13 protein-coding genes are annotated in these 12,314 nt (G+C 68.7%); 5 read left to right on the top strand and 8 right to left on the bottom strand.

The features are described from left to right. Nucleotides 1-42: 42 nt before the first annotated feature. Together EV691_RS13990 and EV691_RS13985 are read right to left on the bottom strand one after the other, a co-directional pair. Nucleotides 43-657: a c-type cytochrome gene (locus tag EV691_RS13990; protein ID WP_131297501.1), complete on the bottom strand. Its 615-nt coding sequence runs from the start codon at nt 655-657 to the stop codon at nt 43-45. A gap of 54 nt (nt 658-711) precedes the next feature. Further along, nucleotides 712-1,029: a hypothetical protein gene (locus tag EV691_RS13985; RefSeq protein WP_131297500.1), complete on the bottom strand. Its 318-nt coding sequence runs from the start codon at nt 1,027-1,029 to the stop codon at nt 712-714. A gap of 282 nt (nt 1,030-1,311) precedes the next feature. On the opposite strand from EV691_RS13985, the gene EV691_RS13980 reads away from it, so the two are divergent. Beyond that, nucleotides 1,312-3,663, top strand: coding sequence for a heavy metal translocating P-type ATPase (locus tag EV691_RS13980; protein ID WP_131297499.1), 2,352 nt, complete (start codon nt 1,312-1,314; stop codon nt 3,661-3,663). Nucleotides 3,664-3,680: 17 nt separating this feature from the next. Here the strand turns inward: EV691_RS13980 and arsJ are convergent, their stop codons facing one another. The 6 genes from arsJ to EV691_RS13950 form a co-directional block, all read right to left on the bottom strand. Then, nucleotides 3,681-4,898 (bottom strand): organoarsenical effux MFS transporter ArsJ, encoded by a 1,218-nt coding sequence (gene arsJ / locus EV691_RS13975; protein ID WP_131297498.1) that lies wholly within the window; start codon nt 4,896-4,898, stop codon nt 3,681-3,683. Nucleotides 4,899-5,015: 117 nt separating this feature from the next. Then, entirely contained in the window at nt 5,016-6,020 is a 1,005-nt protein-coding gene (locus EV691_RS13970) for an ArsJ-associated glyceraldehyde-3-phosphate dehydrogenase (protein WP_131297497.1), read from the bottom strand. A gap of 23 nt (nt 6,021-6,043) precedes the next feature. After that, the gene (locus tag EV691_RS13965; RefSeq protein WP_131255849.1) at nt 6,044-6,370 is read right to left on the bottom strand and encodes a YnfA family protein; all 327 of its coding nucleotides are present in this window, start codon (nt 6,368-6,370) and stop codon (nt 6,044-6,046) included. 12 nt (nt 6,371-6,382) lie between these two features. After that, the gene (locus EV691_RS13960; protein ID WP_131297496.1) at nt 6,383-6,877 is read right to left on the bottom strand and encodes a phosphatase domain-containing putative toxin; all 495 of its coding nucleotides are present in this window, start codon (nt 6,875-6,877) and stop codon (nt 6,383-6,385) included. Nucleotides 6,878-6,895: 18 nt separating this feature from the next. Beyond that, the gene (gene arsH, locus EV691_RS13955; protein ID WP_131297495.1) at nt 6,896-7,609 is read right to left on the bottom strand and encodes an arsenical resistance protein ArsH; all 714 of its coding nucleotides are present in this window, start codon (nt 7,607-7,609) and stop codon (nt 6,896-6,898) included. A 19-nt stretch (nt 7,610-7,628) separates the two neighbouring features. Continuing rightward, entirely contained in the window at nt 7,629-7,985 is a 357-nt protein-coding gene (locus tag EV691_RS13950; protein ID WP_131297494.1) for a metalloregulator ArsR/SmtB family transcription factor, read from the bottom strand. 215 nt (nt 7,986-8,200) lie between these two features. Between EV691_RS13950 and arsB the strand changes: the two genes are divergently transcribed. From arsB to EV691_RS13930, 4 genes are all read left to right on the top strand, one after another. Continuing rightward, complete coding sequence (gene arsB / locus EV691_RS13945) at nt 8,201-9,280, top strand: ACR3 family arsenite efflux transporter (protein WP_131297493.1); 1,080 nt, start codon at nt 8,201-8,203, stop codon at nt 9,278-9,280. Between the two features lie 12 nt (nt 9,281-9,292). Beyond that, nucleotides 9,293-11,056, top strand: a complete 1,764-nt coding sequence (arsA, locus tag EV691_RS13940) for an arsenical pump-driving ATPase (protein ID WP_131297492.1) — start codon at nt 9,293-9,295, stop codon at nt 11,054-11,056. An 84-nt stretch (nt 11,057-11,140) separates the two neighbouring features. Next, nucleotides 11,141-11,755: a permease gene (locus EV691_RS13935; RefSeq protein WP_242672483.1), complete on the top strand. Its 615-nt coding sequence runs from the start codon at nt 11,141-11,143 to the stop codon at nt 11,753-11,755. 15 nt (nt 11,756-11,770) lie between these two features. Beyond that, nucleotides 11,771-12,007 (top strand): thioredoxin family protein, encoded by a 237-nt coding sequence (locus EV691_RS13930; RefSeq protein ID WP_131297490.1) that lies wholly within the window; start codon nt 11,771-11,773, stop codon nt 12,005-12,007. Nucleotides 12,008-12,314 lie beyond the last annotated feature (307 nt).

Genomic DNA, 12,314 nt, shown 5'->3' with positions numbered 1-12,314 from the left:
GAGCTCGTCAAAAACGGATGAACAAATCGTCAACACCGAACCTTAATGAACATGCCGCTTCCCGTCGCCATGGATATGGACCTTCTGGGCAGGCGGCGCCTCGCCCTGCGCCGGCCCCGGCGACATACTCTCGCCACCGCCATGGCGGTGCCCGGGACTGCTCTCGACCAGCATCCGGTAGCCTTCGGCATCGAGGCTCGGCAGCCGCTCGACGAAGGCCACCAGTTCCCAGATGTACGGGTCATCCATGCTCCGGCCCCAGGCCGGCATGCCCGAGGCCTTGATGCCGTGCTTGATGACCCAGAAGGCACGGGCCGGCTCGCCGCCGCTGCCGACCTTGCTCAGGTTCGGCGGCGCGGGATAGAGGCCCTTGCTCAACTCCGTCTCGGCCAGCCCCGGCGCCAGGTGGCAGCCGACGCACATGGCGTCGTAGTTGCCGGCTCCGTTGCGGACCAGCGCCTCGTCGGCAAGGCCGGGCACCTGGATGTCCCGGGCACGCACGGCGATCGAGCGTTCCCGCGCCGTCTCCAGCAGGGCATGGACCGGCGCGGCATGCGGCACATCGGCGCCCACCTCGATCAGCCCCGAATACACCACGCCGGCGCCGATCGCGGCCGAGACCAGGCCGATCACGGCCAACGTCTTGAAAACTCCCATGACTCTCCTTGATCAGCGTATTCCCATTCCAGCCAGCGGCAGGCCTCGGGGAAATCATTCTTCCGCATCGTCGCCCTCGTAGTCCTCTTCCTCGTCATCGGGCGCATTCTGATCGCTGCGATCCATGTCGTGGTCATCCATGTGCTGCTCGTGCATGTCCTCCATCATCTTCTCGTGTTCCTCCTTGTTCATCTTGTGCTCGCCGCCCATGGTGCCGCTCTTGTGCTCCTGCGACTGCCCGCTGCTGCCGGAGGAGGACTTGCCCTCCTCCTGCTCGTGGTGCGCCGCCAGCGCGGGCAGTTGCAGGGCGGCGCCCAGGAACAGGGCCAGGGAGCCGGCCAGCAGGGTCTTGCGTTTCGGGAGGGTGCTCATGGTTCGGGTTCCTCATGGCTGGATCGAGACAACGACGCCGCGGGAGATGCCCGCGCTGCCGTCAGGACAAAAATAGTTGCTCCATCGAGTTTCCCTACTCTGGCACGGCGGAAATGCCGCCTTTATTACATTTGTGTAAGGCCGGCAAACCGGAGGGCGGCCTGCATCGCAGCCGCCCGACAAGGAGTTGGCATCGCCCCGGTCGCAGCTCATCCCGGCGCACGGCACTACACTGGACTCAGATTCATCGGCTCCTTTTTCGATTTACCGGAGCGCCCGTGAATGAACAGCGAACGCCAGCGGATCCTCGATCCGGTCTGCGGCATGCCGGTCGAGGAAACCTCGGCAGCCCCCCGCACCACCTATGAGGGTCAGCCCTATTTCTTCTGCTCGCCGCATTGCCTCGAGCAGTTCGAAGCCGCACCCGGCAGGTACGCCAAAGCCCCCACAGCCCAGGCACATTCGCCGCCTGCCCAGGCCGGACAGCCGATGCAGGCGGCCTCCGGCAAGGAACGGGCGGGCCTGGCGAAGGACCCGGTCTGCGGGATGATGGTCGACAAGGCCACCGCCCTGCACAGCGAGCGCGGCGGGCGGACCTACTACTTCTGCAGCACCAGTTGCCAGCGCATCTTCGAGTCGCCGGAGGCCGAGCTGAAATCCATGCGCCGGCGGGTGACCATCGCCCTGACCGGCGTGCTGGCGCTGGCCATCCTGCGCGCCGGGGCCTTCATCGGCCTGGCCGCCGGGGCGACGATTCTCACCTGGGCGCCGATTCCCGCCCTGCCCTGGTTCACCTGGGGCATGTGGCTGTTCCTGCTGGTCACCCCGGTGCAGTTCATCGGCGGCTGGAGCTTCTACAAGGGTGCCTTCAACGCCCTGCGCAACCGCACCATCAACATGGACCTGCTGATCGCCCTGGGCACCTCGGTGGCCTACTTCTACAGCGTGGCGGTGCTGTTCTTCCCCGAGGTGCTGCCGGTGAAGGTGGACGAGCGCGCCGTCTACTTCGAGGTATCCGCGGTCATCATCGCCTTCGTGCTGCTGGGCAGGTACATGGAGGAGATCATCAAGAAGCACTCCTCGGCGGCGGTGCGCAAGCTGCTCGACCTCAAGCCCGCCACCGCCCGGGTGATCCGCGACGGCGTGGAGACGGAAATCCCCGCCGACAGCGTGATGGTCGGCGAAACCGTGGTGGTCCGGCCCGGCGAGCGCATCGCCACCGACGGCCTGGTGACCGAGGGCGCCTCCGCCGTCGACGAGTCCATGCTGACCGGCGAGTCCATGCCGGTGGAGAAGCAGCCCGGCGCCCGGATCATCGGCGGAACCCTCAACCGCACCGGCAGCTTCCGCTTCGAGGCCACGCGGATCGGCGCCGAGACGGCGCTGGCGCAGATCATCCGCATGGTCGAGGAGGCCCAGGCCAGCAGCGCGCCGATCCAGCGCATCGCCGACCAGGTGACCCGCTACTTCGTGCCGGCGGTGGTCGGCACCGCCGTGCTGGCCTTCGTCGGCTGGTGGCTGGCCGGCAACTTCCCGCAGGGCCTGCTGGCGTTCATCGCCGTGCTGATCATCGCCTGCCCCTGCGCCCTCGGCATCGCCACGCCGGCGGCGCTGATGGTCGGCGTCGGCCGCGGCGCCCAGGCCGGCATCCTGATCCGCGGCGGCGAAATCCTCGAGAAGGCGCAAAAGCTCGACACCGTGGTCTTCGACAAGACCGGCACCCTGACCCGCGGCGAACCGGCGCTCACCGACGTGCTGGCACTGGGCGGCTTCGACCGCGCTCAGGCCCTGCGCCTGGCCGCCAGCCTGGAAGCCGGCTCCGAACACCCTCTGGCCGAGGCGATACTGCGCGGCGCCCGCGAGGAAGGCATCGAGCCGGCCAGGGTGCAGGGCTTCGACTCGATTCCCGGCCACGGCGTGCGCGGCGAGATCGACGGCCATACCGTGCTGCTCGGCAACCGCCGGCTGATGGAGCGCGAAGGCGTGCCGCTGGGCGACGCCGCGGCCGAACTGGAACGCCTGCAGGCCGGCGGCAAGACCACGATGCTGCTGGCCTGCGATAGCCGGCTGGCGGCCATCGTCGCGGTGGCCGACACCCTCAAGCGCGAAGCCCTGGAGGCCATTGTCGCGTTGCGCACCGAGGGCATCGAGGTGGTGATGCTCACCGGCGACAACGCCCGCACCGCCGAGGCGATCGGCCGCGCGCTGGGCATCGACCGGGTGATCGCCGACGTGCTGCCGGCCGACAAGGCCAAGGCGATCAAGGCGTTGCAGGCTGCGGGCAAGGTCGTGGCGATGGTCGGCGACGGCGTCAACGACGCCCCGGCGCTGGCCACCGCCGACATCGGCATCGCCATCGGCTCGGGCTCGGACGTGGCCAAGGAAACCGGCGGGATCATCCTGGTGCGCAGCGACGTGCGCGACGTGGTGACCGGCATCCGCCTGTCGCGGGCGACCATGCGCACCATCAGGCGCAACCTGTTCTGGGCCTTCGTCTACAACAGCGTCGGCGTACCCATCGCCGCCCTCGGCCTGCTCAACCCGATCCTCGCCGCCGCGGCCATGGCCCTGTCGTCGCTGTCGGTGATCGTCAACTCCGCCCTGCTCAAGCGGGCGACCATCGGCAGCGCCTGAGCATCGCAGCGTGCAGGTCAGCGAACCTTCGGCAAGCCCAGGGAGATCAGCGCCGCCAGCAGCACGAAGAGGCTCGACACCCACAGGCAGGCCTCCAGCCCCCAGACCTGAAACACCCAGCCCGACAGCAGGGTGCCGAGCAGCCGGCCGAGGGCGTTGGACATGTAGTAGAAGCCCACGTCCAGCGACACGCCGTCCTCCCTGGCATAGCTGACGATCAGGTAGCTGTGCAGCGAGGAGTTGATGGCGAACAGCGCACCGAACAGCAAGAGGCCGCCGATCAGCACCGTCTGCGCGGAAAGCGTGGTGCCGAGGCCGAGGCCGAGGGCGATGGCCGCCGGCAGCCCGGCCAGCGACAGCGCCCAGGCGAAGGCCGCGCTGCCGTCCGGCAGCTGGCCGCGGCGCTTGCCGGTGAAGTACGGGGCGAACGACTGGACGATGCCGTAGCCGATCACCCAGACGGCGAGAAAGCCGCCGACCTGCCAGAAATCCCAGCCGAACACGCTGGACAGGTAGACCGGCAGCGCCACCACGAACCACACGTCGCGGGCGCCGAACAGGAACAGGCGGGCGGCGGAGAGGATGTTGATCGCCCGGCTCTTCGACAGCAGGTCGCGGAACTTGGGCTTGCTCGTCGCCTTGCCGAGATCCTTCTTCAGGGTCGCCAGGCTGGCCAGCCAGATCAGCGCCAGCACCGCGGCCATGCCCAGCACCGCGCCGGTGAAGCCCAGCCCCGCCAGCAGCGCGCCGCCGAGGAAGAAGCCGACGCCCTTGAGGGCGTTCTTCGAGCCGGTCAGGAGCGCCACCCACTTGTACAGCGTGCCCTGCTGGCCGTCCGCCACCAAGAGCTTGATCGAGCTCTTGGCGCTCATCTTGTTGAGGTCCTTGGCGATGCCGGACAGCGCCTGCGCCGCCATCACCCAGGGCACCGTGAGCAGGCTCGCCGGCACGCAGAGCATCAAGAGCGCCAGCACCTGCAGGCCCAGGCCGAGGTTCATGGTGCGGTTGAGCCCCAGGTGCGCGCCGAGCCAGCCGCCGACCAGGTTGGTGACCACGCCGAAGAATTCGTAGAAGAGAAACAGCGCGGCGATCTCCAGCGGGCTGTAGCCGAGCCCGTGGAAATGCAGCACCACCAGCATGCGCAAAGCGCCGTCGGTGAGGGTGAAGGCCCAGTAGTTGCCGGTGACCAGCAGGTACTGGCGGACCTCCGGGGAAAGGCGAGCGAGTGCGTGCATGGGAGAACCTGATGAGTCTGATCGTGCCCACGCTCCCGCGTGGGCACGTCGTCCGGACGCTCCAGCGTCCACAACAGGCTCCCACGCCGGAGCGTGGGAGCCATCACCCTACGGTGCTCAGCCGGCCAGGCCGACCTTGCGGGCCAGCTCCGCGGTGCGGTTGGCGTAGCCCCACTCGTTGTCGTACCAGGCATAGAGCTTCACCTGGGTGCCGTTGACCACCATGGTCGACAGCGCGTCGACGATCGACGAGCGCGGGTCGGTGCGGTAGTCGATGGACACCAGCGGGCGCTCCTCGTAGCCGAGGATGCCCGCGAGCGGCCCCTCGGCGGCGGCCTTGAGCAGCTGGTTGACCTCCTCCACCGTGGTCGCGCGCTCCACTTCGAACACGCAGTCGGTCAGCGAGGCGTTGGCCAGCGGCACGCGCACGGCATGGCCGTTCAGGCGGCCGCGCAGCTCGGGGAAGATCTCCGCGATAGCGGTGGCCGAGCCGGTGGTGGTGGGGATCAGGCTCATGCCAGAGGCGCGGGCGCGGCGCAGGTCCTTGTGCGGCTGGTCGAGGATGCTCTGGGTGTTGGTCAGGTCGTGGATGGTGGTGATCGAGCCGTGGCGGATGCCGAGGTTCTCGTGGATCACCTTGACCAGCGGCGCCAGGCAGTTGGTGGTGCAGGACGCGGCGGTGACGATGCGGTGCTGCGCCGGATCGAACAGCTGGTCGTTCACCCCCATCACCACGTTGAGCGCGCCCGGCTCCTTGACCGGCGCGCTGACCACCACGCGCCCGACGCCCTGGTCCAGATAGGCCTGCAGCAGGGCCACCCGGGTCATCTTGCCGCTGGCCTCGATCACCACGTCGCAATCCGACCAGTCGGTGTCGGCGATGGCCTTGTTGGCGGTGACCGGAATGCGCTTGCCGTCGATCACCACGCAGTCGCCGTCGCTGCCGGCCTCGTGCGGCCAGCGGCCGTGCACCGAGTCGAAGTTGAGCAGGTGGGCGTGGGTGGCGGCGTCGGCGGCCGGGTCGTTGATCTGCACGAACTCCAGCTCCGGCCAGCCCCAGGCGGCACGCAGGGCCAGACGTCCGATGCGGCCGAAGCCGTTGATGCCTACCTTGATGGTCATGAAGGTTTCCTCGTTTCAGAGATTCAGGGGGTTCGCGGGGCCAGCATGATAATCGCCATGCCGGCCAGGGCGACGCTGCCGCCGAGCAGATCCCAGAGCGTCGGGCGAACGCCGTCGACCAGCCACAGCCAGAGCAGGGCGACACCGACGTACACGCCGCCATAGGCGGCATAGACCCGCCCGGCCGCGGTCGGATGCAGCGACAGCAGCCAGGCGAACAGCGCCAGGGCAACGGCGCCCGGCAGCAGCAGCCAGGCGCTCCGGCCCTCCCGGAGCCAGAGCCAGGGCAGATAGCAGCCGAGGATCTCGGCCAGGGCGGTCAGCACGAAGAGCGTCAGGGTCTTCAGCATGCTGCCTCCCCGTTACCGGCCGAACTGCGCGATCCAGGCCGCATGCGCCGGATGCTGGATGGCCTTGGGCCGCAGCACCTGGACCAGGGCGACGGCTTCGGCGCGCGGCAGGCCGCGGTCGATCAGGATGCGCGCGGCGATCAGCCCGGTGCGCCCGGAGCCGCCCTTGCAGTGGATGGCGATGCTGCGCCCCTGGTCGAGCAGCTCGTGGATGCGGGCGCGCGACTGCGCCCAGGCGGCGTCGAAGTCGTCCAGCGGCACCTGCTCGTCGGCCACCGGCAGGTGGAACCATTCGAGGTTACGCCCGGCGCACAGCGCCGGCAGCGCGTCCGCCTGGTTCAGGCGCAGCTCCTCGCCCTGCATCAGGGTGATCAGCGCCTCGGCGCCGGCCGCCTGCAGGGTGTCCAGCGCACTGGCGACGCTGGTGTCCCGGGTGCCGGGGCACGGGGTGAAGATCAGGCGGCCCGGGCAGCCGGGTACATCGAGAATGTCGTGGGGGTGGGACACGGTGTTTTTCCTTGGCTCTCAAAGGGCGCGCTGGTTGACGCGCCGGGACAGTTCTTCGGCCGACTCCTTGCGCTCGGAGTAGCGGTCGACCAAGTAGTCGGCGCGGCCGCGCAGCAGCAGGGTGAACTTGACCAGTTCCTCCATCACGTCCACCACCCGGTCGTAATAGGCGGACGGCTTCATGCGCCCGGCCTCGTCGAACTCGAGGAAGGCCTTGGGCACCGAGGACTGGTTGGGGATGGTGAACATGCGCATCCAGCGGCCGAGCACGCGCATCTGGCCGACTGCGTTGAACGACTGCGAGCCGCCGCAGACCTGCATCAGCGCCAGGGTCTTGCCCTGGGTCGGGCGGATCGCCCCCAGGGTCAGCGGAATCCAGTCGATCTGCGCCTTGAACACCGCGCTCATCGCGCCGTGGCGCTCCGGCGAGCACCACACCTGGCCTTCCGACCAGAGCACCAGCTCGCGCAGCTCCTGCACCTTGGGATGGCTTTCCGGCGCATCGTCGGGCAGCGGCAGGCCGGCGGGATCGAAGATCCGCGGCTCGGCGCCGAGGCGCTCGAGCAGGCGCGCCGCCTCCTGCACCAGCAGGCGGCTGTACGAGCGCTCGCGGTTGGAGCCGTAGAGCAGCAGGATGCGCGGCGGGTGTTCGGGCTGCGCCGGCAGGCCGAGCTTGTCGAGGCTCGGCAGGTCGAGCAGCGCGGGATCGAGGTTGGGCAGGTCGTCGGGCATGGCGGTCTCCTTGGCGGCCTCAGGCGCAGATGGTCGTGCGTTCGGGGCGCTTGCGCATGCCTTCCAGACGCTCGGAGTCGGGGCGCAGCCAGTTGCGGTTGGCGGCCAGAACGGTGGCGAGCATCTCGTGCACCCAGTCCGGCAGATGCGGATGCAGGCGGTAGTACACCCACTGCCCCTGGCGGCGGTCCTCCAGCAGCCCGCTGCTGCGCAGCAGCGCCAGGTGCCGGGAAATCTTCGGCTGGCTTTCCTCCAGCGCCGCGGTCAGCTCGCAGACGCACAGCTCGCCCTCGCGGGCGATCAGCAGGGTCAGCCGCGCCCGGGTCTCGTCGGCCAGGCATTTGAAAACCGTGGTGGGGGTCAGGTGCTCGACCATGGCAGCCCTCGGGGTTCTTGCTTGAGGAGTCGGAAGGCCTGAATATATGGATTGCCGTATATTAAGTAAAGCAGGCACACTGGCTGTATCCGGTGCTTTTCCGATGCCGCCACTGGCAGCGGAGCATGGCGCATTCGGAACGGCGCATATTCGGACAAACAGATGAAGAAAACATGACCCTCGACGCGAACGGGCCGGAAAAAGGAGATGCCCCCATGTCCAGCCAATGCGAAGCGGCAGCCGCCAGGGCCGCCGGCGCCCCGCTCGGCTTCTTCGAGCGCTACCTGACCCTCTGGGTGTTCCTCTGCATCGTCGCCGGCACCCTGCTCGGCCTCTTCGCGCCGGCGGCGTCCCAGGCGGTCGGCGCGCTGGAGATCGCCCAGGTCAACCTGCCGGTCGGCGTGCTGATCTGGGTGATGATTGTCCCCATGCTGATGAAGATCGACTTCGGCGCACTGCACGAGATCTACCAGCAGAAGGCCAGCATGGGCGTCACCCTGTTCGTCAACTGGGCGGTCAAGCCGTTCTCCATGGCCCTGTTCGGCTGGCTGTTCCTCAAGCATGTGTTCGCGCCCTGGCTGCCGGCCGGCGAGATCGACAGCTACATGGCCGGGCTGATCCTGCTCGGCGCCGCGCCCTGCACGGCGATGGTGTTCGTGTGGAGCAACCTGTGCGGCGGCAACCCCAACTTCACCCTGACCCAGGTAGCGCTCAACGACCTGGTGATGGTGTTCGCCTTCGCGCCCATCGTCGCCCTGCTGCTCGGCGTGTCGTCGATCCCGGTGCCCTGGGACACCCTGCTGCTGTCGGTGGTGATGTACATCGTCATCCCGCTGGCCATCGCCCAGCTCCTGCGCCGGCGCCTGCTGGCCCGTGGCACGGCGGTCTTCCAGACGGCACTGGGGCGGATCGGCCCCTTCACCATCGTCGCCCTGCTCGCCACCCTGGTGCTGCTGTTCTCCTTCCAGGGCGAGGCCATCGTCGAGCGGCCGCTGATCATCGCCATGCTCGCCGTGCCGATCCTGTTGCAGACGCTGTTCATCGCCGCCCTCGGCTACTGGCTCAACCACAGCCTCAAGGTGCGCCACGACATCGCCGGACCCTCGGCGCTGATCGGCGCCTCGAACTTCTTCGAACTGGCAGTGGCGGTGGCCATCGTCCTCTACGGTTTCGATTCCGGCGCCGCACTGGCCACGGTGGTCGGCGTGCTCATCGAGGTGCCGGTGATGCTCGCCCTGGTGAAGCTGGTCAACGATAGCCGCGCCTGGTACGCGCGCGGCCTGCCGCACAACTGAGGAGACAAGTCCATGGAATTTCTCGAACAGCCGCCGCGCTTTCTGTTCTTCACCGGCAAGGGCGGCGTCGGCAAGACCTCGATCGCCTGCACCACCGCCATCCGCCTCGCCGAGAGCGGCAAGCGGGTGCTGCTGGTCAGCACCGACCCGGCCTCCAACGTCGGCCAGGTGTTCGGCATCGCCATCGGCAACCGCATCACGCCCGTGCCGGCGGTGGCCAACCTGTCCACGCTGGAGATCGACCCGCAGGCCGCCGCCCAGGCCTATCGCGACCGCATCGTCGGCCCGGCCCGCGGCGTGCTGGCGGAGGACGTGGTCAGGGGCATGGAGGAACAGCTGTCCGGCGCCTGCACCACCGAGATCGCCGCCTTCGACGAGTTCACCGAACTGCTGGTCGACTCCGACCTGACTGCCGCTTACGAGCACATCCTGTTCGACACCGCGCCGACCGGCCACACCATCCGCCTGCTGCAGCTGCCCGGCGCCTGGAGCGGCTTTCTCGAGGCCGGCCAGGGCGACGCCTCCTGCCTCGGCCCGCTGGCCGGGCTGGACAAGCAGCGCAGCCAGTACCGCGAGGCGGTGGAGGCGCTGGCCGACCCGCGGCGCACCCGCCTGGTGCTGGTGGCCCGCGCCCAGCAGGCCACCCTGCGCGAGGTGGCGCGCACCCACGAGGAGCTCGCCGCCATCGGCCTGCGCCAGCAGTACCTGGTGGTCAACGGCGTGCTGCCGGACAGCGAGGGCGAGCGGGACCCGCTGGCCGCCGCCGTCTGCGCCCGCGAGCAGGCGGCGCTGGAGGCCATGCCCGAAGCGCTGCGCGCCCTGCCCTGCGACCGGATCGCCCTCAAGCCGTTCAACCTGGTCGGCCTCGAGGCCCTGCGCCAGCTGCTCGACGGCGCGAGCGGCGTGCTCCCCGAAGCGCCGGCCGCCGTCCCCGCGCTGCAGGCCCCCAGCCTCGCCGAGCTGGTCGACGAGATCGCCGCCGCCGGCCACGGCCTGGTGATGCTGATGGGCAAGGGCGGCGTCGGCAAGACCACCCTCGCCGCCGCGGTGGCGGTGGAGCTGGCGCACCGCGGCCTGCCGGTGCACCTGACCACCTCCGACCCGGCCGCCCACCTGGCGGAAACCCTCGACGGCTCGCTGGACAACCTCAGGGTGAGCCGGATCGATCCGCACGCGGCGACCGAGGCCTACCGCCAGCACGTGATGGCGACCAAGGGCGCCAAGCTGGATGAGGCTGGCCGTGCGCTGCTGGCCGAGGACCTGCGCTCGCCCTGCACCGAGGAGATCGCCGTGTTCCAGGCCTTCTCGCGGGTCATCCGCGAGGCCGGCCGCACCTTCGTGGTCATGGACACCGCGCCGACCGGCCACACCCTGCTCTTGCTCGACGCCACCGGCGCCTACCACCGCGAGATCCAGCGGCAGATGAGCGCCAGCGGCATGCGCTTCAGCACGCCGATGATGCAGCTGCAGGACCCGCAGCAGACCAGGGTGCTGCTGGTCACCCTGGCGGAAACCACGCCGGTGCTGGAAGCCGCCAACCTCCAGGCCGACCTGCGCCGCGCCGGCATCGAGCCCTGGGCCTGGGTGATCAACAACAGCATCGCCGCTGCGCGGACCGACTCGCCCCTGCTGCGCCAGCGGGCACGCAACGAACTCGCCGAGATCGAGGCCGTGGCCCACACCCATGCGCACCGCCACGCCGTGGTGCCGCTGCTCGCCGAGGAACCGATCGGCGTGCAGCGCCTGCTGGCGTTGAGCAGGCCCGGCAGCCATTGACGACAAACGGCAAGAAGTACGCGCCCAGGCGCACTGCTCGGGCCTGCCGCTGGCGGTGACCTTTTCCTGATCTCCTCGCCGCTGGTGGACCTGGCCTCGGTGATCCTGCTGGCGAGCATCTTCAACTGGTCGATCGCCATCGCCTACGTGCTGGTCGGCATCGTGCTGGCGGTGCTCGGCGGCACGCTGATCGGCCGGGCGAAGATGGAAAACAATGTCGAGGCCTTCGTGCTGCACAACAAGGTGCTCGATCTGCCGCAGGAACAACTGACCCTGCGCGACCGCCTGAACTACGCTCGGGAACAGGTCGCCGAAGTCATCCAGCGCGTCTGGCTGTACGTGCTGGTCGGCGTGTGCATCGGGGCGGCGATCCACAACTGGATACCCGAAGCGCTGATCACCACCCTGCTCGGCGAGGAACGCTGGTGGTCGGTGCCGCTGGCGGTGCTGGTCGGCGTGCCGATGTACGCCGACATCTTCGGCACCCTGCCGATCGCCGAGGCACTGGTGGCCAAGGGCGTCGGCCTTGGCACCGCGCTGGCCTTCATGATGGCGGTCACCGCGCTGTCGCTGCCCTCGCTGATCATGCTGAGAAAGGTGGTCAAGCCGCGGCTGCTGGCGCTGTTCTTCGCCATCGTGGTCGCCGGCATCGTGCTGATCGGTTTTCTGTTCAATACCTTCGCCCACCTGTTCGTCTGACCTGGAGAAATCCCCATGATCGTCAAAATCCTCGGCTCCGGCTGCAAGAAGTGCGTCACCCTCGCCGAAAACACCAAGACCGCACTGGCCAGCCTGGGCCGCGAGGCCGAGGTGGTGAAGGTCACCGACTTCGCCGAAATCGCCGCCCACGGCGTGATGTCGACCCCGGCCCTGGCCATCGACGACAAGGTGGTGTCGGTGGGCAAGGTGCTCAGCACCGACGAGGTCGAGGCGCTGCTCAAGGCTCAGTGACAGGCACGCGGCGGGTTTTGCCGCGATAGATCGGCTATGCACCGGGGTGCGTCGGCCCTGGTGGGCTGAACACGGTAGCAATCCCCTTCCTTTCCACCCTTCGGGCGGCGAGCGTCAGCGAGAGGGAGGGGAGGCTGTCAAAGACCCTTCTGTCTCAGCCAGCGCCTGATACAGCGCAGCCCGCGGCCGTCGTCCGTCGGCCGGGATTTCGGCTCAGGCGCTCAAGTTCGACTTGCGCAACTACGCTTACGACGGCGCGCTGCAGTGGCTAGCGGCGCGCCTGTATCGGGGCCGGACCACCGACTTT

It is taken from the genome of Azotobacter chroococcum, from assembly GCF_004339665.1.
In the GTDB taxonomy this organism is placed as follows: Bacteria; Pseudomonadota; Gammaproteobacteria; order Pseudomonadales; family Pseudomonadaceae; genus Azotobacter; species Azotobacter chroococcum.
The sequence above is the reverse complement of the archived record's forward strand: the minus strand, read 5'-3'. Positions and strand labels throughout refer to the sequence as shown.